The organism is Novosphingobium sediminicola (assembly GCF_014196525.1).
GTDB lineage: Bacteria > Pseudomonadota > Alphaproteobacteria > Sphingomonadales > Sphingomonadaceae > Novosphingobium > Novosphingobium sediminicola.
This window is the reverse complement of the sequence record NZ_JACIDX010000001.1, coordinates 266509-293163: the sequence shown is the minus strand read 5'-3', so window position 1 is coordinate 293163 and position 26655 is coordinate 266509. Positions and strand designations below refer to the sequence as shown.

Below are 26655 nucleotides of genomic sequence, written 5' to 3'. Positions count from 1 at the left end.
ATTATATTAATTGATGTATAGTCAAATTTTGATCATTATATTGAGAATAGTTCGCACCGCTACAGGTTGTGGCCAGAACCCCGTGATTTTTTCACTTTTATGGACAGAGCCGTGAGGGTTTGTGCGAAAGCCTGCGTATGAAGGGTAAATCCCTTTGCGCAGGAATGACCCGCCGATGCATTTTCCGCCGATGAACCGCCGCCATCTGTTGCAGGGCAGCGCCGCTCTGGCCCTGTCATGCGTCGGATTCGCCCCCGTGGCCCATGGCGCGACCATGCCCGCCACCCCCGAACTGGCGGGTGAGGAGATCACGCTGCGAATCGGTCAGACCACGATTCAGATTGACGGTCGCCCGGCGCGCGCGGTGGCGATTAACGGTTCCGTTCCCGGCCCGACGCTGCGCCTGCGTCAGGGGCAGAAGCTGCGCATCACGGTGATCAATGAGTTGACCGAGGACACCTCGCTCCATTGGCACGGGCTGGAATTGCCGTTTCAGATGGATGGCGTGCCGGGCGTGTCCTTTCCGGGCATCCCGGCGCTGGGCCGTTTCACCTATGAATTCGCCATCACCCAGCACGGCACCTATTGGTATCACAGCCATTCGGGCCTTCAGGAGATGATGGGCTGTTACGGCTCGATTGTGATCGAACCAGCCGCAGCCGACCCGGCGCCCCCGGCCCACGATCACGTTATGGTCCTGTCCGACCACAGCTTTGTCCACCCGGCCGGCATCCTGCGCAAGCTGAAGGTCGATCCGGGCCATTATGCGCGCTATCCGCAAACGCTGGCCGGATTGATCGCGGGGCGTGATCAGCCGCTGAAAACCCGCCTCGAATTTGCCCAGATGCGGATGGACCCGGCCGATATTTCCGATGTGACCGGCAAGGTGTTCCGCTATCTGATCAACGGGCGCGGCATGGCCGACAATTTCACCGCCCCGATCACGCCCGGCGCGCCCACCCGCCTGCGCTTTATCAACGCGGGCAGCATGACCTTCTTCAACGTCCGCATTCCCGATCTGGCGATGAAGGTGATCGCCGCCGATGGCCAACCGATGGTGCCGGTCGAGGTCGATGAATTTCAGATGGGTCCGGGCGAGACCTATGACGTGATCATCACGCCGCAGGACCGCGCCTATACCGTGGCCGCCGAGGCGATGGACCGTTCGGGCATGGCGCGGGCCACGCTGACCCCGCGCCCGGGCCTCATCGCGCCTGTTCCGCCTTTGCGCGCGCCGGTGCGGCTGACCATGCGCGACATGGGGATGGATATGGACATGTCGCATGGCAGCGGCTCGATGGATATGTCGATGCGCAGTCAGGCCAATGCGCCCGATGTCAAATTGGGGCCGGGGGTGGATATGATCGCGCCCATGCCGGTGGACCGCACCGGCGATCCGGGGCTGGGTCTGGACAAGATCGGCCACCGCGTGCTGACCTACCGCGATCTGGTCGCGCCCGAACAGAACCCCGACCCCCGCGCGCCCCAGCGCGAGATCGAGATGCATCTGACCGGATCCATGGACCGCTATCTCTGGTCCTTTGATGGCGTGACCATGAGCGAGGCGCATCATCCCGTCACCTGGACCACAGGCGAGCGGCTGCGCATCACATTAATCAATGACACGATGATGGGCCACCCGATCCACCTGCATGGCCATATCTTTGAACTGATGACCGGCCATGGCGACCGTTCCCCGCGCAAACATACTGTGATTGTTCAGCCCGGAGGAAAGGTGAGTTTCGACGTGACAGCGATCGAGGGCGACTGGCCGATGCATTGCCATCTGTTCCTGCATATGGCGATGGGGATGATGCGCGTGGTCAAGGTGCGGGGGGCATGAAGATGCGGTATTTTCTGAGCCTTGCGCTTGCCCTCTCCGCCACCGGCCTGCACGCGCAGGAGACTGGCACCGATCAAAGCCCCGGCAGCGCGCCTGCGCCCGCGCCCGCGCATGACCGGCTGGCCGACCGATACTTTGACCCCGCCGCCATGGCGCGGGCCGAGGCGGTTATGATGAACGAGCATGGCAACCTGACCTACAGCCAGTTCCGCGCCGATCTGGCCGAAGTGCGCGTGACCGGCCCGGACAAGGGCTATCATTTCGAGGGCGAGGCGTGGACGGGCAATGTCAACCGCTTCGTCGTGGCCACGCGGGGCGAGGGCGACTTTGACAGTGGCGCGGAAAAGGGCCGCTTCAAGGAGGGCGAGGTGCAGGCGCTCTATGCCCGCGCGCTCGGCCCATGGTGGAACCTGCGCGGCGGCCTGCGTCAGGACTTCGGCCCCGGACCCCAACGCACCCATGCCATGCTGGCCATCGACGGCCTCTCGCCCTATCGTTTCGACATTCAGGGTGCGCTGTTCCTCTCGCAACGCGGCGAACTGACCGGCCGCATCGAGGCCGCTGTCGATGAGCGCATTACCCGCCGCCTCGTCCTCCAGCCGCGCGGCGAAGTGAACTTTTCGGTGCAGGACCAGCCCGACCGTGAGCTTGGCAGCGGGCTGACCAGCATCGAAGTCGGTGCGCGGCTGCGTTATGAGTTTACCCGCCAATTCGCGCCCTATGTCGGCGTGCTGTGGACCTCCTCGCTGGGCCGCACCGCCGATTATGCGCGGGCCGAGGGGAAATCGGCATCGTCTGCCAGCCTCGTGCTGGGGGTGAAATTGTGGATGTGATCGGGAGTTTTGCCTCCGGCGGGCAAAGGGCGGGGGCCCTTTGCAATCCCATTATGGGGTGGTGCTTTACCGGGCAGAACGCGCTTTTCCGCGAAGCGGTTTAATAGCCTGCGGCGCGGCCAGCTCCCCCAACGTCGAACCCATGGCGCAACACGGACAGTATCGGGATTGCAAAGGGCCCCCGCCCTTTGCCCGCCGGAGGCACCTTTCCCTTGATATCGCTGTAACTCTACGAACGGCGGGGGCCACCTTTAGATCCAGCGCAAAGACATCGCCTTAGATCTGCCGCCACATCCCGGGCTTGCCGGGCGCGTCCCTCGCGCCTAACCTTTCTGGCAAAACAGAACCGAGGATGACATATGACAGCGCAGCCCCCGCTCTCGATCACCTTTCACGGCGCGGCCCAGACCGTGACCGGCTCCTGCATGGAACTGGCGCGGGGGGATGGGGGCAAACATATCCTTGTCGATTGCGGGCTGTTTCAGGGCAGCCGGACGCTCGAAACGCTCAATCACGGGCAATTGGGTTTTGACCCTTCCGATATTGCCGCCGTGGTGCTGACCCACGCGCATATTGACCATTGCGGGCTGCTGCCGCGCCTGATGGCGATGGGGTGGCAGGGGCCGATCTGGTGTACGCGCGCCACGGCCGATCTGCTCGAATATATGCTGGCCGACGCCGGGCGCATTCAGGAAGGTGACGCCACCCGCCGCAACCGCCGCCCCGACCGGCGCGGCGCGGCCCATTTCGAACCGCTCTATACCGAGCGCGACGGGCTGGCGGCATGGCGCGCGGCGCGGCCTGTGCCTTTGGACACATGGTTTGAACCGGCCCCCGGTTTCCGCGCCCGCCTGTGGCCTGCGGGGCATATTCTGGGCAGCGCCTCGGCGGAAATCGAGGCGGGGGGCGTGCGTCTGCTGTGTTCGGGCGATATCGGCCCGGAAAACAAGGAATTGCAGCCCGATGCAGAAGGCCCCTGCAACCTTGATTATGTCGTCTGCGAAAGCACCTATGGCAACCGGGTGCGCGAACATCTGACGATTGCCGCGCGTCGCGATGCGCTGGAAACCGAGATCAAGCAGGCGCTGGTGCGCGGGGGCAATCTGGTGATCCCGGTCTTTGCGCTGGAGCGCACCCAGGAATTGCTGACCGACATCATCCATCTGGTCGAGGCCAATCGCATTCCGGGCGTGCCGATTTTTGTCGACAGCCCGCTGGCCAGCCGCGCCACCCGCGTATTTGCCGTCCATGCCGATGAGCTGGAGGACCTCGACGGCATCGACATCGCCCGCCACCCCTCGGTCCATTATGTCGAGGATCCGGTCGATTCGATGCATCTCAACACGATTTCGGGCGCGATCATCATGGCGGCCAGCGGCATGTGCGAGGCCGGGCGCATCCGCCACCATCTCAAACATAATCTGTGCCGCCGCGAATCCACGGTGCTGTTCGTGGGCTTTCAGGCGGCCGGGTCGCTGGGGCGGGTCATTCTGGAGGGGGCACCGCGCGTGCGCATTTCGGGCAATGAAGTGTCCGTACACGCCCGCATCCGCCGCATCGACACCTATTCGGCCCATGCCGATCAGAGCGAATTGGCCGCATGGATCCGCGCGCGCAAACCGATCCGAGGCAGCCTGATCCTGTCGCATGGCGAGCCCGAGGGGATCGAGGCGCTGGCCGCGCTGATGCAGCAGGAGGATGCGGCGCTGTCGATCATCCGCCCTGCGCTGGGCGAAACCTATGGCCTGACGCCGGGCGCGCCCGCCAAACGGCTGACCACCGGGCGCACCGATATTCAGCAGGCGATGGGCCACGACTGGCAGAATGACTATGCCGCCTTTGCCGCCACGCTCAAGGATGAACTGAGCCATATCAAGGGGCAGGCCGAGCGGCAGCGCGCCATCGAGGCGATGCGGCGCATTTTGTCGCAGGCCCAAGGATAAGCCCCACTCAACATGGCCGGGCCGCTTATTGCCATACGCAATAAGCGGCATAGGACGCGGCGCGGAAAATGGCACATTCGCGGCCATGGGCGCATGGAAACAGGATGGGGCGGCGGGGGCCGCGAATGATGACGCTGTAAACAGGGCGTCGGGGGCAACAAAACGCCGCTGGCTTTTGGCGCTGGCGGCATGTCTGCCGCTGGGCGTTGCGGGCTTTGCCCCGGCCATGGCGCAGGACACCGCAGGCGGCACCACGAATGTTCAGATCTCCGCCGAGGGCAAGCAGGTTTACGAGGAAATCTGTCAGGCCTGCCACATGGCCGACGCCAAGGGCGGGGGCGGCGCGGGGGCGGTGATCCCGGCGCTGGCGGGCAATGCCAAGCTGGCAGACAAGGATTATCCGATCACCCTGCTTTTGAAGGGGCGCGGCGGGATGCCGTGGTTCACCGAGATCCTGACCCCTGAACAGATGGCCGCTGTCGTCAATTACGTGCGCGGCCATTTCAACGATTACCACGACATTGTGACCGTTGCCGATGTGAAGCGTGTGGCCACCGGCCCTGTGCCCAAGCGCGACTGTCTCAACGCCTGTGGGCAGTAATTCAGGCGACCAGCAAGCGCCGACCATTCCCGCAATAAAGGACGCATCATGATCAGCGATCTTTCGCCCCAGACCCGCCGCGACCTGTTGACGATGATCGGCCGTGCGGGGGGCGGCCTTGCCATGTATCAGGCGATGACGGCGCTGGGCCATGCGGCCGAGACGCAGTTTTCCGGCCCGCCCGCGCTGTCGGGCGCCCGCGCCGGGGCCAGCGTGCTGGTGCTGGGCGCTGGGCTTGCCGGGATGCTGGCGGCCTATGAGCTGACCAAGGCGGGTTACAAGGTTCAGGTGCTGGAATATCAGGACCGCCCCGGCGGCCGCAATTATTCGGTGCGCGGCGGGGACAAGATCGTCGAGGTGGGCGGCGCAACGCAGAATGTCGCCTATCAGCCGGGCAATTACCTCAACCCCGGCCCTTGGCGCATCCCGCATCATCACCGCACCTTGCTGCATTACTGCAAAGCCTTCGGGGTGGAACTTGAGCCGTTTATCCAGCTCAACCACAATGCCATGGTCCACCGCAAGGACGCCTTTGGCGGCAAGCCGCAGCGGTATAAGGAACTGGCGGTGGATTTCACCGGCCATGTGTCGGAACTGCTGGGCAAGTCGCTCAATGCCGGCGCGCTCGACAGTGCCGTCAGCAAGGAGGACAAGGAAAAGCTGATCGCGGCGCTGCGCGAATGGGGCGCGCTGGACGGCGATCTCAAATTCACCAGCAACCTGGGTGTTTCCAGCCGCCGCGGCTATGACCGCGCGCCGGGCGGGGGCGTCAATGGTGCGCCCACGCCGTCGAAGATCAACGGCCTGTCCGATGTCCTGTCCAGCCATGTCTGGACCCAGATGAGCTTCTATTTCAACTATGTGATGCAGACCACTATGTTCCAGCCCAAGGGCGGCATGGATATGATCGGCAAGGGTTTCTATAAACAGATCGCCAAGCTGGTGCGCCTGAACACCAAGGTGACGGGCATCAAGCAGGATGACAAGGGCGTGGCGGCGACATGGACCGACACCGTCACCGGCAAGACGGGCGTGGCGACGGCGGACTATATGGTCTGCACCTTGCCCGCGACCATTTTGGCCCAGATGGACATGCAGGTTTCGGACGCCAAGAAAGCCGCGATCAAGGCGATTCCCTATAGCGGTCAGGTCAAAATCGGTCTGGAAATGAAGAGCCGCTTCTGGGAAGAGAAATATTCGATCTATGGTGGCCACAGCTTCACCGATCAGGCGATTGGGCTGATTTCCTATCCCAATTACGATTTCTTCAAGGACAAGCCCGCCGTACTTCTGGGCGCCTTTGCCAATGGCGCGGGCGGATACATGCTGGCGGGCATGACCCCGGAAAAGCGGATCGAGGCCGCGCTGGCGCAAGGGTCTGTGTTCCACCCGGAAGAATACCGCCGCGAATTCATGAATGGCGCCTCGGTGGCGTGGAGCCGGATGCCGTGGATTTTGGGCTGCTGCGGCATGTGGACCGAGGAAAGCCGCGAGGCGCATTATCAGAATTTCGTCTCGATGGACGGGCGCATCGTTCTGGCGGGGGAACATGCCTCTTACTACGGCTGCTGGATGGAAGGCGCGCTGCTCTCCTCGCTTGATGCGATCACGCGCCTCCACAAACGCGCTCTGGCGGCATAAGGGGTGACCGGGATGAACGAACCTGTCATGCCCATGACCAAGCGCGATCTGCTCTCGATGATCGGCACGGCGGCGGGCGCTTCGGCGATGTATATGGCCATGTCCAGCATGGATCAGGCCAAGGCGTCCGATTTCAAAGGCCCGCCCAAGCTGGAGGGCGACAATAAGGGCGCCAGCGTTTTGATCCTGGGCGCGGGCGTGGCGGGGATGACCGCCGCGCTCGAACTCTCCCGCGCGGGATACAAGGTGCAGGTGCTGGAATATAACGACCGCGTGGGCGGGCGTTCATGGACGCTGCAGGGCGGCGACACCTATACCGAACTGGGCGGCGCGACCCAGACGTGCCAGTTCGCGCCGGGCAATTACATCAACCCCGGCCCGTGGCGCATTCCATGGCATCACCATGGTCTCATTCATTACTGCCATGAACTGGGCGTCGCGCTCGAACCCTTCATGCAGGTCAATTACAACGCCTATGTCCATAATACGCAGGCGTTTGGCGGCAAGCCGCAGCGCTATCGCCATATTCAGGCGGACTTTTACGGCCATGTCGGCGAATTGCTGGCCAAATCGGTCAATGCCGGGGCCTTGGCGCAAACGGTCAGCAAGGAGGATGGCGAGATCCTGCTCGAAGCGCTGCGTTCATGGGGCGCGCTGGATCGCAACATGCGCTATGTGAAGGGCGCGGCCAGCAGCGGGCGGCGCGGCTATGACAAGGAGCCGGGCGGGGGCCTGTCCGCCGTTCCTGAGCCTTCCGATCCGATTGATGTGCAGACCTTGCTGCGCTCAGGCCTGTGGCGCTCCATCGGCGGCAATTTGCAATGGGATCACCTCTCCACCATCTTCCAGCCGGTCGGCGGCATGGGGCAGGTGGCCAAGGGCTTTGAGCGCGCCGTGGGCCATATGGTGCGCAAAAACAGCAAGGTGACCGCGATCCAGCAGGACGAGAAGGGCGTCACCGTCAGTTACAAGGACACCAAGAGTGGCGCGGTGATGAAGGCTTCGGCCGATTACTGCCTCTGCACGATCCCCTTGCCGGTGCTGGCCCAGATCGAGATGAATGTCAGCCCCGAGCTGGACGCCGCGATCCGCGCCGTGCCCTATTCCACCAGCGTCAAGGTAGGCCTCGAATTCAAGCGCCGCTTCTGGGAACAGGACGACCAGATTTACGGCGGCATCACCTATACCGACCTGCCCAACAGCCAGATCTCCTATCCCTCCACCCGCTATGGCGACAAGGGGCCGGGCGTTTTGCTGGGCTGTTATGTCGGCGGGGCGGCGGGCTATGAATTGACCGCCAGCACGCCTGCGCAGCGCGTCGAAAAGGTGCTGGAATGGGGTTCGCAGATCCATCCGCAATACAGGGGCGAATTTATGAACGGCGTCTCCGTGGCTTGGCACCGGGTGCCCTTCACGCTGGGCTGTTTCGGATCATGGACGGAAGCATCGCGCGCCGAGCATTACAAGAACCTGTGCAAGTTTGACGGGCGCATCCTGTTGGCGGGCGAACATGCCTCGTACTACGGCGGCTGGCAGGAGGGGGGCATCACCTCGGCCATCGACGCGATCACGCGGCTGCATCAACGGGTTATCGCGGGGTGAGAGACATGAGAAAACTGATCTTGAGCATGGCACTGATGGGGCTGGCATCGAACGCCTATGCGCAGGCCCCGGCCCGCGCCGCCGCCTCGGCTGGCGATGCAGCCTTTGGCGCGCGGATGCTGGGCGAGGCGAGCGGCGAGCAGATCTTCACCCGCGTCTGCGCTGCCTGCCATATGCAGGACGCCAAGGGGGCCGAAGGCGCGGGGCGTTATCCCGCGCTGGCGGGCAATGCCAAACTCGCGATTGGCGCCTATCCGGCGATGGTGGTGGTCAAAGGGCTGAACGGCATGCCACCGATCGGCGCGATGCTGACCGATCAGCAGGTGGCCGATGTGGTCAACTATGTCCGCAGCCATTTCGGCAACAAGTTCAAAGGCGCGGTTAAGGCCGAGGAGGTCAAGGCGATACGCTGATGGGGCGCGGCCTTGACGCCTCATCTTGACGCAGGGCCGCGTTTGGGCCAAAGCCGCGCCCAAGGCGATGGATTTCCGCCGGGCCTTTGGGCCGAACCGCCCGGCCCTAGGGCAACTTGGGGTGACAGGCTGATGATTCCTACCTTTCGCTGTTTTGGCAACAAGGTGGGTCTATGCGCGCACTCCTCTCCCGTCTGATCGTTCTGCTGCCGGCCTTGCTGGCGATGGCCTGTGTGGTGGGCACGCTGTGCGCCGCCTTCCTGTGGAGCCTCGATGCGGTCACACGGGCGCGTTTTGATCACCCGTGGCTGCTGTTTCTGCTGCCGTTGGGCGGGGCGGGGATCGGCTGGCTCTATCACCGCGTCGGGCAAAGCGTTGAGGGCGGCAACAATCTGATCCTTGACGAGATCCATGAACCGGGCGGCGGCGTGCCTTTGCGCATGGCGCCGCTGGTGTTCATCGGCACGATGGCCACGCATCTGCTGGGCGGTTCGGCCGGGCGCGAGGGTACGGCGGTGCAACTGGGCGGCAGCATCGCCAGCGCGGCGGCGCGGATCGCACGGCTGGATGATGCGGGCGTGCAAATCCTGCTGAAAGCCGGGATTTCGGCTGGCTTTGGCGCGGTGTTCGGCACGCCTCTGGCGGGCGCAGTCTTTGCGCTGGAGGTGCTGGCCATCGGGCGGGTGCATCTGCCCAGCCTGTTGGCCTGCGTGATCGCGGGCTATGCGGGCGACTGGGCCTGTCAGGCTTGGGGTATCCATCATACTTCCTACGCGATCCACTATGCTGGGGGCTGGAACGGGCTGCTCCTGCTCAAGGCCACCATCGCGGGCGCGCTCTTCGGCTTGGCCAGCCTTGCCTTTGCCGAGGCGAACCATGTGCTGGGCGGGTGGTTCAAGCGGCATGTGCGCTATGGCCCGGCGCGGCCCTTCATCGGCGGGCTGGTGCTGATCGCGCTGACCTATGCGCTGGGCACGCGGGCCTATCTGGGCCTTGGCGTGTGGTCCGCCGACCCCCACGCGCCAACGATCCCCGGCTTCTTCACCGGCCCGATCGATGGCTGGAGCTGGGCGCTCAAAATGCTCTTCACCGTCATCACCCTCTCCACCGGCTTCAAAGGCGGCGAAGTCACGCCCCTGTTCTTCATCGGCGCTGGGCTGGGCAATGCGCTCTCCGGCGTGCTGGGCGGGCCGGTCGATCTCTTCGCAGGCCTCGGCTTCGTCGCGGTCTTTGCCGGAGCCGCCAACACACCGCTCGCCTGCATCCTCATGGGCCTCGAACTCTTCGGGCCGGGGCCGATCCTGCCCATCACGCTCGCCTGCTTCGCCGCCTACGCCTGCTCCGGCCACAATGGCATCTACCTCTCCCAGCGGGTCTGGCGGCCAAAGTTGCTCTATCCGGGGGTGGAGGCGGGGGTCTCGTTGCGGGCGGTCCGCGCGGCGCGCAAGGGGGGTGTTAAAAGATAAGGATGCCTCCGGCGGGCAAAGGGCGGGGGCCCTTTGCAATCCCGGTAATGTCTTGGTCGCGTCCGATGGGCGGTGTTGCGTTTGGGGGCAGAAGAGTGGTGGTTATGCCGCTTCGCGGGAGGAAGGAGGCTGTCCGGGCAGGATACCCTAGCGGACATGATGAGGTGGCGGCGGCGGCGGCTGTGTCGCTTCCCATTCTGACATCGAATATTCCACGCAAATTCGGTTTGGGCCGCATTTCATACGCTGTGATACCGCTCGCCTGAGAGCAGCTACCCTCGTGCATGACGTTGAAGGTGAAACGATCAGAACGAAACCGCCCCATTGGCTGCGAGACGCCTTGATCAACATGCGCTGGAGGCGGCTTTCGCTAACGATGGACTCGTTCCATGTGGAGTGTGCTGGAGTTACACTTATTGCATTAAACCACATCAATTCGCCGAACTGACTGCCTTGCGGCATCCAGCTTGATACGGCTGGTGCGCATTTATTCTTGCCGTATTTATCAGGTGCCGAACCTGCCCAAGCATTAGTGCTGGCGTAGCCTATGCAAAAACCCAGAGTTACGTAGTATAACCGGCGGATTAGCACTGGCTCATTCCCTGTATGGGAGGGGAAATCTATGCTGCGGACAACCTCTACTGACTGCAAGCTCTAACTTGGCCGACATCCCCCGCCGCGCAGCGGCCTTCAAATCCGACCTATCGCGCCAAACGCAACGTCGCCGTTCTGGCACGACAAAGACAGTAACGGGATTGCAAAGGGACAAGTCCCTTTGCCCGCCGGAGGCATCACAAAACCCCCGCCGGAGGCATCAAAAAAGCGCCCGCCGGAGGCATCAACAACCCCTCACGCCCCTCTCAAAACACCCCCGGCACCAGCCGATAGCGCACCTTGCCCATGAAGGCCTGATAGGCGGGGTCTTGGGATAGGAGGGCTTCTTCGGCGCGCAGGCGCAGGATCTGGGCCCACCAGCCGATGGTGTAGAGGACGAGGTTGAGCAGGCTGGGCATGAGGATCATGATGCCGATGTGGACGGCGAGGTAGCCTGCGTACATGGGGTGGCGGACGAAGCGGTAGAGGCCGTCGCTTTTGACGCCGCGGTTGGCCGGCGCGATGCCGAAGCTGCGGCGCAGCGAGAGTTTGGCCAGCGCCTGCACGACGTTGCCCAGCAGGACCAGCGCGATGCCAAGGGGGGCGATCATCGGGAACATGTCGAGCCCCGGCTGGATCATCAGCGGGGCGGCGGTGGCCGCGATGGCCAGCAGCCAGTCGCCGAGGCGCAGCGAGATATTCTGCGTGGGACGGCGGATGAGGGTGAAGGCCATCACCGCCGTTTCGGAAATCAGCACCAGCGGCGCATAGCCATTGATCGAATGGGCCACGCGGTTGACCAGCGCCAGCCACAGCACGAGGATCAGCCCCTGTTCGATCCGGTCCAGCACGCGCGGATTGGCGCGGGCAAAGGCGCGGTCGAGCGGGCCCTGATCGGGGGCGGGAATGGCGGCGTTTATGGTCAAAACTGCTGGCCCTATGCGCGGGGTGGGGGTGTCCCGCCCGATGCATCAAGGATTACGGCCTCGATGGTTAATAACCCCCTAGGAACGGGGCGCTTGACTCTGGTTCCGCATCTGCTAATGGCGCCCCGGAAGTCAGCGGGCATGCCCGCAGGCTCATCCGTCCGAGACAGTTGGTGTGGGGAATTGGCCTCACTTAATTTCCAGCCTAGACGGGGAAAAGAGATTATGGGCGTTTTCGCCCCTATCGCGGCTTATCGGCCATGCTCCTTTGGGGCGGCCTGTCGCAACTCCTTCCCTTTGTCACGGACCCAACCGCCCCTGCGGATGCGCTTTTGCGTGTCCTGCATGGACAAAGTAGCCGGCCCGGAGGCTTTTGCCGATGGGCCATTTGTGAAGGAGTAAGGCATGGATCGTTCGCAGAAAGCCGAATCGGTCGCCCAGCTCAACGCGGTCTTCAACGAGGTCGGCGTGGTGGTTGTCACCCGCAACCTCGGCCTCACCGTGGCACAGTCGACTGTGCTGCGCGGCAAGATCCGTGAAGCCGGCGCCACCTACAAGGTTGCGAAGAACCGTCTTGCCAAGCTTGCTGCCCAGGACACCGACTACGCTGGTATCGGCGACCTCCTGACCGGCCCCACCGCGCTTGCGTGGTCGGTCGATCCGGTTGCCGCTGCCAAGGCTGTGGTGGACTTCGCCAAGACGACCGACAAGATCGAGATCGTCGGCGGGTCGCTGGGTAACGTCGTTCTCGACGCCGATGGTGTTAAGGCTCTGGCCTCGATGCCCTCGCTCGACGAACTGCGCGCCAAGCTTATCGGCCTTGTTCAGGCACCTGCCACCAAGCTGGCTCAGCTCACGACCGCTCCGGCGGCCAAGCTGGCCCGCGTGTTCCAGGCCTATGCCGACAAGGACGCTGCGTAAGATTTGCGTCGGGCCCCGGCCCGTCCATCTCTGTGCAGGTAAGACTTTTGAACCCTATTTATCCGGGTTTGGCGGATCCGCCGCCCGGTAAACAACATTGGAGTAATTATCATGGCTGATATCGCCAAGCTCGTTGAAGACCTGTCGGCTCTGACCGTTCTGGAAGCCGCTGACCTCGCCAAGGCTCTGGAAGAAGCCTGGGGCGTTTCGGCTGCTGCTGCTGTTGCTGTTGCTGCTCCTGCCGCTGGCGGCGAAGCTGCTGCTGCGGTTGAAGAAAAGACCGAATTCGACGTCATCCTGACCGGCGACGGCGGCAAGAAGATCCAGGTCATCAAGGAAGTCCGCGCGATCACCTCGCTCGGCCTGACCGAAGCCAAGGCCCTCGTTGAAGGCGCTCCCAAGGCCGTCAAGGAAGGCGTGTCGAAGGCTGAAGCCGAAGACATCAAGAAGAAGATCGAGGAAGCCGGCGGCACCGTCGAAATCAAGTAAGATTTCAACGATCGCCGGTCGGATCTTCCGACCGAACAGGAAGGGCGGCTCCTATGGGGCCGCCCTTTTTGCGTTTGTCGGCGGTTTCGGGCAGGCCTTTGATAGAGTCTGCTCTTTCAAACTCTGCCACATTTACTTGCCGCGCAGCGGCTTTCAAATCCCGTAACCTCCCGCCAGCACATAACGCCCCTTCGATGGCGCCAGGCTCACAGTACCGGGATTGCAAAGGGACGAGTCCCTTTGCCCGCCGGAGGCAGGTTTTTACGCCACCGTCCCGTTCACAATCACCCGGTTGCGCCCTTCGCGCTTGGCCTGATAGAGCGCCACGTCGGCGGCCTGAATCAACGCCTCGCCATTGCCGTCCATGCCGGAGGCCCAACTGGCGATGCCGAAGGACATGCTGATCAGGCCCAGCGTGCGGCCTTTCTGGCGCACAGTGATTTCGCCCACGGCCTGACGCACCTGTTCCACGCGGTCCATCAACACCTGCGCGGTGGTGCCGGGTGCGATGATGGTGAATTCCTCGCCGCCAAAGCGGCAGATGACATCACCGCTGCGGAACTGCTTTTTCAACTCCGCCGCCACGGCCTGCAATACGGCGTCGCCCGCATCATGGCCAAATTCGTCGTTGAAGCGCTTGAAGTGGTCGATATCGCACATCACCACGCTGAGCGGCACGCCTGAACGGGTGGCGCGGGCGATTTCCAGCGTCAGCGTCTCTTCCATATAGCGCCGGTTGAACAGGCCGGTCAGCGGGTCGCGGATCGTCTGTTCGCGCAACGAGCGCTGCAGACGATGGTTGACCAGCGCCGAGGCGATGTTTTCGGCCAGCACTGTCAGGCGAAAGCGCGTTTCATCCTCGACCGTGCCATGCAGATAGAGGACGCCGATCACTTCGCCGCCTGCCAACAGCGGTTCGCAGTGATAGATCTCGTCGGGATCGGCGTGGCTGCACACGATATCACTGCCCACTTCGCGCAGAAAGTGGCTCTGGCCCCGGCGCAGCGCCCAGCATTGCTCGGGGGCAAAGCCTTCCTTGTCGGCCTCCATCCCGCCCCATCCGGCAATCGGGATCAACAGATTGCGCGAATTGTTATGAGCATAGAGCGCGCCCGGAATGCCGGGCAGCACGCGGGGCACGAAAACGCGGATGATCTGGGCCAGTTCATCATCGGTGCGAGCCGCCTGCATCCGGTGGGCCATCCCGCCCAGCATCTCGATCACCCCGCCGCGCTGGCGCAGGGTTTCGCTGTTGCGCTGCAATTCGGCATTGGCCTCCTGCAATTGCGTTTCGCTCGACACCTGATCGGCCACCGCGCGCTCCAACTGGTTGGCCATGGCATTATAGCTTTGGGCCAGTTCGGAAAATTCGCGCGATCCCATCGCCTCGCCGATCCGCGCCGAACGCTGGCCATTGCCCAGATCGGTCATCACCCGCAGCACGGCGGCCAGCGGGCGGTCGATGCCGCGGATCAGCAGCAGGAAGCCGATCACCACCAGCAGTGCCACCAGCCCCGCGCCCCCCAGCGTCAGCCCCTCGGTCCAGCGCAGGCGCTCGTTCACTGCCTCGGTGCGACTGGATTGCAGGGCGCGCTCATTGTCCAGAAAGTTGCGTGTACGCACCAGAACGGCATCCATCAATTCGCGACCCTGCCCATTGGCGATCTTGGCCTGCGCCTTGGAGAAATCGTCGCGGCGGCCCAGATCGACCGATTGCCGCAGCATCTCGCAGCGATCCTTGATGAGTTTGGCCAATTCCTGCGCGCGACCATACTGGGCCGGATTGTCGCGCGTCATGGCCACGACACGACCGATATTCAGATCGGCGTTGTTCACCGCTTCATCAAACGAGGTGGCAAAAGTGGGCGAGCGGGTCAGGATATAGCCGCGCGTGCCCGATTCGGCCGAGCGCAACTGGTTGAGCGCAATTTGCGTGGTTTCGATAACGGCCGAGGAATGGTTGGCCCATTGCACGGCCTCGCCCGCCTGCCGCGAAGAATCGACCAGAATGGCCGCAAAAGAGGCCAGCGCCAGCAAAACCAGGGCGCCAAGGGCATAGATGCGGGCGGAGAGCGATGCAAACATAGGGCCAACTAACAAGCTTATGTTATAAGATGCTTAAAATGAGATTGAGTTGGCCCTGCGTAATCCTCCGCTTTTTGCATCATGGCGCGGCGTTGAAATAACCCCCCGTGGTCAGCGGGCCCGGCTGATAGGTGATGGTCCGGCGCCCGAACCAACCATCGGAAACCACCATCACCTGCTGACCCAGCCGTGCCTTGACCTCGGGCGCATAGGGCAGGTGGGTGCAATCCATCACCGGGTCCTTGCACGGCAACTCGCGGTCATTCTTTTGCCGCAGCCAATAGGCGGGCCGGTCCCATGGCCTGTGGCTGGGCCCCAGATGAGCGCGCTCGCCCAGAGCGCCCAACGCAAAGCGCAAGCCCGGACGCGTGCCGTCGTCCAGCCCCAGTTGCGCGGCCATCCAGTGCAGCGTGATGGTGGCCAGCGCGGCATTGTCGTCGCGGTCCTCATAGCCGCCGCCGACATCGGCATGGGCGCCCGCAAACAGGCATTGCACTACCCCATCGCGCGGAGCCCATAGGGTGGGGGTGAAATCGCGCCGCCGCTCGTCGATGGCCACGGCATGCAGGCCATGGCGGACCTTGTCGCTCAGCTTGTTGTCGACAAATTTGAGATAATCGTGGCGCGCCTTGCTCATCAAAACCGGTTTGGGAATGCCCAGCGCGCCCACCGTATCCCACACCGCAATCGTGTCGATGGAAACATCGGCAACATAGCGCGGGGTCAACTCGCCGGCATCGCGGGCCTGATCGTCGCCCTCGGCAATCATCGCCTGTAACGCGCCGAAGAGGCCGACGGGCGGCTCCTCGGATTTTCGCAGGACCATGTAATTGTGCCAGGCCGCGCTGGCATAGCGGTGACCCAGCGCATTGTTGGGCGTGTTTTCCAGCCCCAGCCCGGCCCAGTCGAGCAGCCCCATCCGCGCGATCAGCCCGCCCAGCGCGCGCACCGTATAGGCCCCTCGGCTGAAGCCGATCAGATAGATCCGGTCGCCCGGCTGATACTGGCGGCTGATGAACGTATAGCCGCGCAGCACGCGGAAGATCAGCCCCGCGCCAAAGGCCCCGCCCACCAGATTACTCCACCAATTGCCGCCATCACCCACGCCGTGAATATATTTGGCGACATGAGGGGGCGCATCATCGGACCCGGCAAAAGCCTTCTCCTGCTCATCATCGCGTAGCCCGCCCAGCGTATTCTCGCCCGCCAGCGCCTGAAACAGGGTCAATACATTGGACTTGCTGCCGCTATCGGCGCCCTGCCATGTGCCGTCGGCAAAGAACAGAATGGATTTCGCCATAAATGCCCCCTTTGTTTGAAGGAGAGGGTCTCATTGTTACTATGAGGCGTCAAGATGGCTGGAGTTATGAAGAAGTACAGGGAAGGGTCTAAGGCTTGCCTCCGGCGGGAAAAGGCGCTTATCCCTTTGCAACCCCGTTTGCGTTATTGGGGCGGCCTGATGTGTGAGGACATGTTTTTAAAGCTTACGGCGCCAATCAGCGCCAGATCGCCGCGCCGCAGGCCTTTGAAACCATAGCTTTTGACGCAACATTGCCGACGCCCAACCACCCCAATAACGGGATTGCAAAGGGCCGCCGCCCTTTGCCCGCCCGAGGCATCGTCTTTATCTTCCCATCCCACCCAAGTTTTTCTTCCTTGCCGCCTCGCCCATGCCTTCGCACATTCGGGGCATGACTGCTTTCTTTCTGACCGCCCCATTTTTGGCGGCAATCGCGCAATATCCGATTGATGATCTGGCCGATTGGGCCGCCTATGAGGCCAAGCTGCGCCGATGGGTGGGCGAAGCGGCGGGGCAAGGGGCGGGTTTGCTGGTCTTTCCCGAATATGGCGCGATGGAGCTGGCAGCGTTGGACCGGGCGCGTAAGTCGGATCTGCATGCCGGCCTTGGCGCGGTGTCGGACCTGCTGCCTCGGGTGGACGCGCTGCATGGTCAACTGGCGCGTGAGCACGGCGTCCATATTCTGGCGGCCAGCGCGCCCTGCCGAGCAGGGGATCATTACGTCAACCGGGCGCGCTTCTTTGCACCTTCAGGGGCGATGAGCCATCAGGACAAGATCATGATGACCCGTTTCGAGGCCGAGCAATGGGGCGTTTCCCCCGCCGGCGCCATCGGGGGCGGGCTGCGGCTGTTCGACACGGCGCTGGGGCGGATAGGGATCACCATCTGCTATGACAGTGAATTCCCCCTGCTGGCACGCGCACTGGCGCAGGCCGGGGCCGATCTTATTCTCGCGCCTTCCTGCACCGACAGCCTCCACGGCTATTGGCGCGTGCGCATCGGCGCGCAGGCCCGCGCGCTGGAAAATCAGTGCTTTGTCTTGCAATCGCCCACGGTGGGGGATGCGCGATGGTCGCCCGCGGTGGATGTCAACCGGGGCGCGGCGGGGCTCTATGGCCCGCCCGATGCGAAGCCCGCCGCCGGGGTCGATATGCCCGTCGATGGCGTGCTCGCGCTGGGCGAGGAAGGGGCGGCGCAGTGGGTCTATGCTTTGGTCGATCCGGCCCGCGTGGCGGATTGGCGGGCGGATGGTTCGATCCTGACCCATCGCGACTGGGCGGTTCAGCCGGGGGCTGGGGTATTGCCTGAGGTCGAGGTGGTGGTTTTGCGGTAGGAGAATTTTGCCTCCGGCGGGCAAAGGGCGGGGCCCCTTTGCAATCCCGATACTGTCATTGTTGTGCCAGAACGGAAGCTTTGTGGCTGGGTATATGCTTGTAAAGCCTGCGGCGCCTATCAGCGCACGTTCGCCGCGCCGCAGGCTTTTGAAACCATCGCCTTTTGCTGCTAGGCCGCAAATCCTGCACTACCCCATTAACGGGATTGCAAAGGGACCAGTCCCTTTGCCCGCCGGAGGCACAAACTTGACCCACCCCCGCATCAAAATCTTCTTCGACGGCGGCTGCCGCCCCAACCCCGGCGCCATCGAAGCCGCCGTGGTCATTCGGGGCCATGCCCACTGGTTCGACCTTGGCCATGGCAACAATCAGGATGCCGAATGGCTGGCGCTGATCGAGGCGGTGAAACTGTCGCAGGCGCTGGGTCTGGAGCATGTCGAACTGATCGGCGATGCGCTGGAGGTGGTCGATCACGCCAACCGGGCGATGCGCGATGGCGCCCGCGAGCAGGGTCACGCCGCCACTTTCGCTGCGCTTGTCGAAAACCGCCCTCCGGCCCGCATCCGCTGGATCAAGCGCCAGCAAAACCTCGCCGGCATCGCGCTGGCCTCAAGGCACCCGCGCTAAGGCCGTCAACCGATCCCGTCCCACATCAGCTTCAGCCCCACCACGATCATCATCGCATAGATGATCCGATAGAAGCGCGCCGCATCCACCCGCCGCACCACCCAGACTCCCGCCCATGTGCTGAGCAGCGCCAGTGGCATCAGCATGGCCGAATGCACCAGATTGGCCCGCGTGAACTGCCCCAGCGCCATATAGGCGGGCACCTTGATCCAGTTCATATAGGCAAAGGCGATGGCGGTCGTGCCCACCAGCACATCGCGCTCCAGCTTTTTGGGCAGCACATACATCTGAAACGGCGGCGCGCCCGCATGGGCGATATGGCTGACAAAGCCGGAGAATGTGCCGAACAACACGCCCACCCACCCCGGCGAATTCGAGGGCAGGGCGCTGCGCCCGCCACGCTCGTTCCACATGCGCTGCACCCCGAACAACAGCGACACTACGCCCACCGCCAGCAGCACCGCCTTCTCGCTGACGCTGCGCGAAAACAGCCAGCCCAGCGCCACGCCCAGCGTCATCCCCGGCATCATCACCTTCAACACCGCCCCCGACCAATGCCGCCGGAACGACCACACGCTGACCGCATCCTGCACGATCAGGATCGGCAGCATCACCGCCGCGCTTTCCACCGGCGCATTGGCCAGCACCATGATCGGCATCGCCAAACCGCCAAGCCCGGCAAAGCCCCCCTTGGCCATGCCCGACACCACCACGGCCAGCACCGCGCAGACAATCGCCATCGGGTTATCCAGCACGATCAACACCTTTTATCCGGGGGAGGGAAACCGCCTCATAAGGCCAACCCGCAGGCATGGCTATCCCGAACCGGGCACTTTGGCGCGCGCTCCATTAATGATCGAACATTCCCATGCGCCCGGATTGTGCCTGTGGTGATGACGACAGGCGCGGGTTTGATGTCTCACGCAGAAGTGCTTTGAAGGTTTGTGCGCGACTCTATATGAGCGCCGGATTCGTTGCTTCAGCCTTGTCGCGCTCGGCTTCCGCGCCCGGCAGCGCGTATAAAGGCAGATCATCAGGATTTCGTATCACCATGAATTATCGCCATTCCTTCCATGCAGGCAATAGCGCCGATGTCGTGAAGCACAGCCTGCTGATCGCCCTTGTGCGGGCCTTGCAGCAAAAAGAGGGGGCGCTGACCCTGATTGACACCCATGCCGGCTGCGGGCTGTACGACCTTCACGGCGATCAGGCTCAGCGCACCGGCGAATCCACGCAGGGCGTGCTGCGGGCCTTTGCCGACACGAACCCTTTGCTGGACGACTATCGCGCCGCCGTACAGGCGGTGAATGTCGAGGGCGAGCAGCGCCTCTATCCCGGATCGCCGCGGTTTCTGGCGCAGCTTCTGCGCCCGCAGGATGTGCTGATCCTCAACGAAAAGCATCCCGAGGACGCCTATGCCCTGCGCGGCGTCATGCGCGACACACAAGCTGCCGTGCATGAGCGCGACGCCTATGAGCTTTGGCTGGCGATGGTGCCGACGCGGACGTCTCGCGGCGTGGTGGTGGTCGACCCGCCCTATGAGCAGACGGACGAACGCGCCCGTATCACGGCGACGCTGGCCGCCGCTCACCGCAAATGGGCGCATGGTGTGACGGTGATCTGGTATCCGCTGAAGGAGCGCCCCACGCATGCGCAGTGGAAACACAAGTTGCGCAGGCTCGGCATACCGAAATTTCTGACGGTGGAGCATTGGTTGTACGACAGCGATCAGCCCGGCATCTATAACGGCGCGGGCCTGTTTATCGTCAACCCGCCCTACGCCTTTACGCAGGCGCTGCCGCCTCTGCTGGAAGCCCTGCGCGCCGCGCTGGCGCCGGAGGGGCATAGGGGTGAGCTCACAGCCGATTGGTTGAGCGATTAAAAGCCTACGTCGCCCCACGTATGCGACGAACCGCCTAACGCCTCACCGCATCCCGCTTGCGCCATGCACGCCCCGCCAGATATTCCCCGGCCCATCGGGTTTCAGGGAAAAACAATCATGAAAGCATATCTGGCGGCTTGTGCGATGATGGCGGCGGCGTTGTCGCCGGGGGTGGCGATGGCGGATGATCCGCATGATCCGGCGATGCGCAGCGCGGCGGCGCGGGCGCGTGACAAGGCTGAGATTGCGCGGTTGAACCGCAATCAGCTTGCCTATGTGCGCAAGCGCGATGCCGGTTATGCCAAGGACTGGGCGGCCTATCGCGAGGCCCAAGGGCAGGGCCAGGGACAGGGGCGCTCCGACTATGAAGAGACTTCGTATGAGTCCGGCTATGGTGCGCGGCGCGATGCGGCCGATTATGCGCAAAGCCGCCGCGACTATGAGCGCGACCTTGCCGAATGGCGCTATGCGGCGGGCCAATGCCGCGCCGGCAATTACGCCTATTGCGCCCGTTAAACGCGCCGCAGGCTTTAAAACACCATAGCCATACGGCCCCTCGCCGCGATAAACCACTACCCCCGGGCCTCCCCATGCCCTAAGGCAGGTTGGCATTATGGAGGCATCATGGCGGATCTTTATTTGAAAGCGCTGGAATCCGAGCGCAAGAAGCTGTGGGCCACTTGCCGCCTGAAGGGCTTGGCCAAGGACACGCCGGAGCGGCAGCGCATCGCCGAACTGGATGAATTGTTGCGTGCGCATAAGGCAAAATCGGCCTGAATGGGGTAGGGGGCTGGGGCGTGGGTTGGGCTCGGACCCCGGCTGTGCCCCGCAATCCTTGACCTGCGCGGCAAATAGGCGTAGGGCGCGCCCATTCTTGCGGGGTGTGGCCTGTCCATGCCTCGGCATAAGAGAGCTGAACATTGCCGGTGCGTGTCGGGTTTTGCGGGGTATCTCGCTGAAATCCTGATGTAATCCGTCAAAGTAACCCGGCGCCTTTGGGTGGGGTGGAGCGTTTCGGTTCGTTTTTGCGTGGCTTGGCGCCTTTGCGCCGGCCGATTCGCATTGGCGGGTTCGTTTCCTTCATCCATGCACAGGGCGCCAGATGGCCATGTTGCCTTCGGGGCCCATGGCTTGTTCGCACCGGAAGAGCGTTGCCATTGGGGTGCGCATCGGAAGGGCGCTTTTGTGGCGGCGTATCGCCGTCATGCAAACAAGGTGAAGAGATTCAATGCCTACTATCAACCAGCTGATCCGCCACGGGCGCGAGCCGCAGAAGGCCAAGAGCAAGGTTCCCGCTCTTGAGCAGAACCCCCAGAAGCGCGGCGTCTGCACCCGCGTGTACACCACGACCCCGAAGAAGCCGAACTCGGCTCTTCGCAAGGTGGCCAAGATCCGTCTGACCAACGGTCGCGAAGTCATTTCGTACATCCCGGGTGAAGGCCACAACCTTCAGGAGCACTCGGTTGCTCTGATCCGCGGCGGTCGTGTGCGCGACCTTCCCGGCGTGCGTTACCACGTGCTGCGCGGCGTTCTCGATACGCAGGGCGTGAAGAACCGCAAGCAGAGCCGTTCGAAGTACGGCGCCAAGCGTCCGAAGTAAGGCCAAACGCCTTTCTTTTTGGTCTTACAGATTTAAGGAATACAAACGATGTCACGTCGTCGTCGTCCCGAGAAGCGGGAAATCCTGCCTGATCCCGTCCATGGTGATCAGGTCCTTTCGAAGTTCATGAACAACCTGATGCTCGACGGTAAGAAGTCGGTTGCGGAAACCATCGTGTACAGCGCGCTGAACACCATGCAGACCCGCGCCAAGGCTGACCCGGTGCAGCTGTTCCATGACGCCCTGAACAACGTGAAGCCGCAGATCGAAGTCCGCAGCCGCCGCGTTGGTGGTGCGACCTATCAGGTTCCGGTCGAAGTGCGCCCCGAGCGCGCCCAGGCTCTGGCGATCCGCTGGCTGATCACGGCCGCTCGCAACCGCAGCGAAACGACGATGTCGGCTCGCCTGTCGGGCGAACTGCTGGATGCGGCCAACAACCGCGGCAGCGCGGTCAAGAAGCGCGAAGACACGCACCGCATGGCGGATGCGAACCGCGCCTTCTCGCACTACCGCTGGTAAAGGCTTTGGGACGGAGCCGTTTTGGCGGCTCCGTCACAGGTTTGTCACTATTCCGAACCTAAGGGCGGGGATCATCCTCGTCCGAAACCAAGGAAAACCCCATGGCACGCAGCCATCCGCTTTCGATGTACCGTAATATCGGCATCATGGCGCATATCGACGCTGGCAAGACCACGACGACCGAGCGTATCCTTTACTACACCGGCAAGTCCTACAAGATCGGCGAAGTCCATGACGGCGCCGCCACGATGGACTGGATGGAGCAGGAACAGGAACGCGGCATCACGATCACGTCGGCCGCGACGACCTGCTTCTGGAACGACCACCGCATCAACATCATCGACACCCCCGGCCACGTCGACTTCACGATTGAAGTCGAACGTTCGCTGCGCGTGCTCGACGGTGCCGTTGCGTGCTTCGACGGCGTTGCCGGCGTGGAGCCGCAGTCGGAAACCGTGTGGCGTCAGGCTGACAAGTACGGCGTTCCCCGCATGTGCTTCATCAACAAGCTGGACCGTACGGGCGCCAACTTCAAGTACTGCGTGCAGTCGATCATCGACCGCCTGGGTGCGAAGCCGGCCGTGCTGTACATTCCGATCGGTCTCGAAGCCGATCTGAAGGGTCTGGTCGATCTGGTGAACAACCGCGCGATCATCTGGAAGGATGAATCGCTGGGCGCCGAATTCTTCTACGAAGAAATCCCCGCCGATCTGGCCGACGAAGCTGCCGAGTACCGTTCGCGCCTCATCGAACTTGCTGTTGAGCAGGACGATGACGCGATGGAAGCCTATCTCGAAGGCAACGAGCCCGATGCCGAAACGCTGAAGAAGCTGATCCGCAAGGGCACGCTGAACCAGTCGTTCGTCCCCGTGTGCTGCGGTTCGGCGTTCAAGAACAAGGGCGTTCAGCCCCTGCTCGACGCCGTGGTCGACTATCTGCCTTCGCCGCTCGACATTCCTGACGTCCAGGGCGTCAAGATGGACAGCGACGAGAAGGACAGCCGTCCCGCCACCGACGAGGCTCCGTTCTCGGCTCTGGCCTTCAAGGTCATGAACGATCCCTTCGTGGGCTCGCTCACCTTCATCCGCATCTATTCGGGTACGCTCACCAAGGGCACCTACCTGAACTCGGTGAAGGATAAGAAGGAAAAGGTCGGTCGTATGCTGGAAATGCATGCGAACGAGCGTAAGGACATTGACGAAGCCTTTGCGGGCGACATCATTGCTCTGGCCGGCATGAAGGAAACGACGACCGGTGACACGCTGTGCGCCGAACGTCAGCCGATCGTGCTGGAACGCATGGAATTCCCCGAGCCGGTGATCGAACTGTCGGTGGAACCCAAGACCAAGGCTGACCAGGAAAAGATGGGCGTTGCGCTCAATCGTCTGTCGGCTGAAGATCCCTCGTTCCGCGTGTCGACCGATCACGAATCGGGCCAGACCATCATCAAGGGCATGGGCGAACTTCACCTGGACATCATCGTCGACCGTATGCGTCGCGAGTTCAAGGTCGAAGCCAACGTCGGCGCTCCGCAGGTGGCTTATCGCGAATATCTGGCCAAGCCGGTCGACATCGACTTCACCCACAAGAAGCAGTCGGGTGGTACGGGTCAGTTCGGTCGCGTGAAGGTCAAGGTGTCGCCGGGCGAACGCGGCAGCGGCATCACCTTCAAGGACGAAATCAAGGGCGGTAATATTCCCAAGGAATATATCCCCGCGATTGAAAAGGGTTTCCGTGAAACGGCCGCCACCGGCTCGCTCATCGGCTTCCCGATCATCGACTTCGAAATCGTGCTGTATGACGGCGCGTACCACGACGTCGACTCGTCGGCTCTGGCGTTCGAAATCTGTGCTCGCGGCGCCATGCGCGAAGTGGCTCAGAAGTCGGGCATCAAGGTGCTGGAACCGATCATGAAGGTCGAAGTCGTCACCCCTGAGGAATTCATGGGCGACGTGATCGGCGACATCAACAGCCGCCGTGGTCAGATCCAGGGCACCGACAGCCGCGGCAACGCACAGGTTGTCGAGGCCATGGTGCCGCTGGCCAACATGTTCGGTTACGTGAACCAGCTGCGTTCGTTTACCCAGGGCCGCGCCCAGTACTCGATGCAGTTCTCGCACTATGACGAAGTGCCGGCGAACGTTGCCACCGAGCTGAAGGCCAAGATGGCCTGAGCTTAAGTTGATGCTGTCGGGGCTGGGGTGCAACATGCGCTTGCCAGCGCCGACAGATCAGGCTAGGGGCGGCGCCTGAATTTCAGGCGAGTCTGGCAGGTGCCGTCTCGTGCAGAAATCTCATTTGAACGAAAAGAAGGTTTGAAACATGGCTAAGGCTAAGTTTGAGCGGACCAAGCCGCACTGCAACATCGGCACCATCGGTCACGTTGACCACGGCAAGACCACGCTGACCGCTGCCATCACCAAGGTGCTGGCCGAAACCGGTGGCGCGACGTTCACGGACTACGCGAACATCGACAAGGCTCCCGAAGAGCGCGAGCGCGGCATCACGATCTCGACCGCCCACGTGGAATACGAGACCGCCAACCGTCACTACGCTCACGTCGACTGCCCGGGTCACGCTGACTATGTGAAGAACATGATCACCGGTGCCGCCCAGATGGACGGCGCGATCCTGGTGGTGAACGCTGCTGACGGTCCGATGCCGCAGACCCGCGAACACATCCTGCTCGCTCGCCAGGTCGGCGTGCCTGCTCTGGTCGTGTACATGAACAAGGTCGACCAGGTTGACGACGAGGAAATCCTCGAACTCGTCGAACTGGAAATCCGCGAGCTGCTGTCGTCCTACGACTTCCCCGGCGACGACATCCCCGTGATCCCGGGTTCGGCTCTGGCCGCTCTCGAAGGTCGTGACGATGCCATCGGCAAGCAGTCGATCTACAAGCTGATGGAAGCTGTCGACAGCTACATTCCGCAGCCCCCCCGTCCGACCGACCGTCCGTTCCTGATGCCCGTCGAAGACGTGTTCTCGATCTCGGGTCGTGGTACGGTTGTGACCGGCCGCGTCGAAACCGGCATCATCAAGGTTGGTGAAGAAGTCGAAATCATCGGTCTGAAGGCTACTGCCAAGACGACTGTGACCGGCGTGGAAATGTTCCGCAAGCTGCTCGATCAGGGTGAAGCCGGCGACAACATCGGCGCTCTGTGCCGTGGCATCAAGCGTGAAGACGTTGAGCGTGGCCAGGTTCTGGCCAAGCCCGGCACCTGCACGCCGCACACCAGCTTCGAATCGGAAGTGTACGTGCTGTCGAAGGACGAAGGTGGCCGTCACACGCCGTTCTTCGCCAACTATCGTCCGCAGTTCTACTTCCGCACCACCGACGTGACCGGCTCGGTCACGCTGCCCGAGGGCACCGAAATGGTGATGCCCGGCGACAACGTGAAGCTCCAGGTTGAGCTGATCGCGCCGATCGCCATGGACGAGGGTCTCCGCTTCGCTATTCGCGAAGGCGGCCGTACCGTCGGTTCGGGGGTTGTGGCGAAGATCACGAAGTAATATAGGCCGCGCAGCCCGGAGGTGATTCGTCGCTTCCGGGCTCCGGTTTTCAAGGGTAGCCCTTTGCTGTAGCAGCGAAGGGCACTCTTTCTTTTTTGGCTCTTTCTCATCGGTAGCAGGACATGGAAGCTCAAAACATCCGCATTCGCCTGAAGGCATTCGATCATCGCGTGCTGGATCAGGCCACCGGCGAGATCGCCGACACCGCCCGTCGCACGGGCGCACTCATCCGCGGGCCCATTCCGCTGCCGACCAAGATCGAGAAGTTCTGCGTTAACCGCGGACCCCACATCGATAAGAAGTCGCGCGAGCAGTTTGAAGTTCGCACCTACAAGCGTCTGCTGGACATCGTTCAGCCCAACGCCGCGACCGTCGATGCGCTGATGAAGCTCGATCTCGCTGCAGGCGTCAACGTTGAAATCAAGCTGGCATAAAGGGATTGCGTCTGCTAAGGGCGCGACCTCTGGCCGATTTTGATTCGGCTGTTTGCCAGAAATGGTGCCTGCGCGGCTAAGCCTGCAAA

The 26655-nt window shown here is 62.7% G+C and carries 24 protein-coding genes and 1 riboswitch; of the genes, 20 read left to right on the top strand and 4 right to left on the bottom strand.

The genetic code is table 11. The features are described 5' to 3' along the window. Nucleotides 1-175 precede the first annotated feature (175 nt). The 8 genes from GGR38_RS01450 (at nucleotide 176) to GGR38_RS01415 (ending at nucleotide 10342) form a co-directional block, all read left to right on the top strand. The gene (locus GGR38_RS01450) at nucleotides 176-1843 is read left to right on the top strand and encodes a multicopper oxidase domain-containing protein (RefSeq protein ID WP_183621935.1); all 1668 of its coding nucleotides are present in this window, start codon (nucleotides 176-178) and stop codon (nucleotides 1841-1843) included. Then, on the top strand, nucleotides 1840-2676 hold the full coding sequence (locus GGR38_RS01445) for a copper resistance protein B (protein WP_183621933.1): 837 nt from the start codon (nucleotides 1840-1842) through the stop codon (nucleotides 2674-2676). Before GGR38_RS01450 ends, GGR38_RS01445 begins: the two co-directional genes overlap by 4 nt. 359 nt (nucleotides 2677-3035) lie before the next feature. Continuing rightward, nucleotides 3036-4619 (top strand): MBL fold metallo-hydrolase, encoded by a 1584-nt coding sequence (locus GGR38_RS01440; protein WP_246404163.1) that lies wholly within the window; start codon nucleotides 3036-3038, stop codon nucleotides 4617-4619. Between the two features lie 85 nt (nucleotides 4620-4704). Beyond that, nucleotides 4705-5220 carry a c-type cytochrome gene (locus GGR38_RS01435; RefSeq protein WP_246404162.1) on the top strand — a complete coding sequence of 172 codons (516 nt, stop codon included), beginning with the start codon at nucleotides 4705-4707 and terminating at the stop codon, nucleotides 5218-5220. A 48-nt stretch (nucleotides 5221-5268) separates the two neighbouring features. After that, nucleotides 5269-6861 (top strand): flavin monoamine oxidase family protein, encoded by a 1593-nt coding sequence (locus GGR38_RS01430; protein ID WP_183621931.1) that lies wholly within the window; start codon nucleotides 5269-5271, stop codon nucleotides 6859-6861. A 12-nt stretch (nucleotides 6862-6873) separates the two neighbouring features. Continuing rightward, a complete protein-coding gene (locus tag GGR38_RS01425) occupies nucleotides 6874-8463 on the top strand; it encodes a flavin monoamine oxidase family protein (RefSeq protein WP_221226950.1) in 1590 nt (529 codons plus the stop codon). 5 nt (nucleotides 8464-8468) lie between these two features. Further along, complete coding sequence (locus GGR38_RS01420) at nucleotides 8469-8876, top strand: c-type cytochrome (RefSeq protein ID WP_183621929.1); 408 nt, start codon at nucleotides 8469-8471, stop codon at nucleotides 8874-8876. Between the two features lie 54 nt (nucleotides 8877-8930). Continuing rightward, a riboswitch (Fluoride riboswitch) is annotated at nucleotides 8931-9025 on the top strand. 24 nt (nucleotides 9026-9049) lie between these two features. Beyond that, nucleotides 9050-10342 (top strand): voltage-gated chloride channel family protein, encoded by a 1293-nt coding sequence (locus tag GGR38_RS01415; protein ID WP_183621927.1) that lies wholly within the window; start codon nucleotides 9050-9052, stop codon nucleotides 10340-10342. An 860-nt stretch (nucleotides 10343-11202) separates the two neighbouring features. Here GGR38_RS01415 and GGR38_RS01410 read toward each other — a convergent pair. Beyond that, nucleotides 11203-11862 (bottom strand): methyltransferase family protein, encoded by a 660-nt coding sequence (locus tag GGR38_RS01410; RefSeq protein WP_221226949.1) that lies wholly within the window; start codon nucleotides 11860-11862, stop codon nucleotides 11203-11205. A 405-nt stretch (nucleotides 11863-12267) separates the two neighbouring features. Here GGR38_RS01410 and rplJ point away from each other — a divergent pair, with 405 nt between their 5' ends. Both rplJ and rplL read left to right on the top strand, forming a co-directional pair. Beyond that, nucleotides 12268-12783 carry a 50S ribosomal protein L10 gene (gene rplJ / locus GGR38_RS01405; protein ID WP_172343206.1) on the top strand — a complete coding sequence of 172 codons (516 nt, stop codon included), beginning with the start codon at nucleotides 12268-12270 and terminating at the stop codon, nucleotides 12781-12783. A 111-nt stretch (nucleotides 12784-12894) separates the two neighbouring features. Then, the gene (rplL, locus tag GGR38_RS01400; protein WP_183621925.1) at nucleotides 12895-13272 is read left to right on the top strand and encodes a 50S ribosomal protein L7/L12; all 378 of its coding nucleotides are present in this window, start codon (nucleotides 12895-12897) and stop codon (nucleotides 13270-13272) included. Nucleotides 13273-13533: 261 nt separating this feature from the next. Here rplL and GGR38_RS01395 read toward each other — a convergent pair whose 3' ends face one another. Next, nucleotides 13534-15357: a diguanylate cyclase gene (locus tag GGR38_RS01395; protein WP_183621923.1), complete on the bottom strand. Its 1824-nt coding sequence runs from the start codon at nucleotides 15355-15357 to the stop codon at nucleotides 13534-13536. 79 nt (nucleotides 15358-15436) lie between these two features. Then, nucleotides 15437-16657 (bottom strand): DUF2235 domain-containing protein, encoded by a 1221-nt coding sequence (locus tag GGR38_RS01390; protein ID WP_183621921.1) that lies wholly within the window; start codon nucleotides 16655-16657, stop codon nucleotides 15437-15439. A 391-nt stretch (nucleotides 16658-17048) separates the two neighbouring features. Between GGR38_RS01390 and GGR38_RS01385 the strand changes: the two genes are divergently transcribed. Next, entirely contained in the window at nucleotides 17049-17990 is a 942-nt protein-coding gene (locus tag GGR38_RS01385) for a carbon-nitrogen hydrolase family protein (protein WP_183621919.1), read from the top strand. Between the two features lie 247 nt (nucleotides 17991-18237). Further along, nucleotides 18238-18618 carry a ribonuclease HI gene (locus tag GGR38_RS01380; RefSeq protein WP_246404161.1) on the top strand — a complete coding sequence of 127 codons (381 nt, stop codon included), beginning with the start codon at nucleotides 18238-18240 and terminating at the stop codon, nucleotides 18616-18618. A gap of 5 nt (nucleotides 18619-18623) precedes the next feature. Here the strand turns inward: GGR38_RS01380 and GGR38_RS01375 are convergent, their stop codons facing one another. Continuing rightward, nucleotides 18624-19358, bottom strand: coding sequence for a sulfite exporter TauE/SafE family protein (locus GGR38_RS01375; RefSeq protein WP_183622346.1), 735 nt, complete (start codon nucleotides 19356-19358; stop codon nucleotides 18624-18626). 311 nt (nucleotides 19359-19669) lie between these two features. Between GGR38_RS01375 and GGR38_RS01370 the strand changes: the two genes are divergently transcribed. From GGR38_RS01370 to rpsJ, 8 genes are all read left to right on the top strand, one after another. Beyond that, on the top strand, nucleotides 19670-20500 hold the full coding sequence (locus tag GGR38_RS01370) for a 23S rRNA (adenine(2030)-N(6))-methyltransferase RlmJ (RefSeq protein WP_183621915.1): 831 nt from the start codon (nucleotides 19670-19672) through the stop codon (nucleotides 20498-20500). 117 nt (nucleotides 20501-20617) lie between these two features. After that, nucleotides 20618-21016, top strand: a complete 399-nt coding sequence (locus GGR38_RS01365) for a hypothetical protein (protein WP_183621913.1) — start codon at nucleotides 20618-20620, stop codon at nucleotides 21014-21016. A gap of 108 nt (nucleotides 21017-21124) precedes the next feature. Then, entirely contained in the window at nucleotides 21125-21277 is a 153-nt protein-coding gene (locus GGR38_RS01360; protein ID WP_183621911.1) for a hypothetical protein, read from the top strand. Nucleotides 21278-21728: 451 nt separating this feature from the next. Continuing rightward, complete coding sequence (rpsL, locus tag GGR38_RS01355) at nucleotides 21729-22100, top strand: 30S ribosomal protein S12 (protein WP_168603835.1); 372 nt, start codon at nucleotides 21729-21731, stop codon at nucleotides 22098-22100. Nucleotides 22101-22148: 48 nt separating this feature from the next. Next, a complete protein-coding gene (gene rpsG / locus GGR38_RS01350; protein ID WP_172342606.1) occupies nucleotides 22149-22619 on the top strand; it encodes a 30S ribosomal protein S7 in 471 nt (156 codons plus the stop codon). Between the two features lie 101 nt (nucleotides 22620-22720). After that, nucleotides 22721-24793, top strand: a complete 2073-nt coding sequence (gene fusA / locus GGR38_RS01345; RefSeq protein ID WP_172342605.1) for an elongation factor G — start codon at nucleotides 22721-22723, stop codon at nucleotides 24791-24793. A 148-nt stretch (nucleotides 24794-24941) separates the two neighbouring features. Next, on the top strand, nucleotides 24942-26132 hold the full coding sequence (gene tuf, locus GGR38_RS01340; protein WP_183621909.1) for an elongation factor Tu: 1191 nt from the start codon (nucleotides 24942-24944) through the stop codon (nucleotides 26130-26132). Nucleotides 26133-26254: 122 nt separating this feature from the next. Further along, on the top strand, nucleotides 26255-26566 hold the full coding sequence (gene rpsJ, locus GGR38_RS01335; protein ID WP_091146544.1) for a 30S ribosomal protein S10: 312 nt from the start codon (nucleotides 26255-26257) through the stop codon (nucleotides 26564-26566). Nucleotides 26567-26655: the final 89 nt, after the last annotated feature.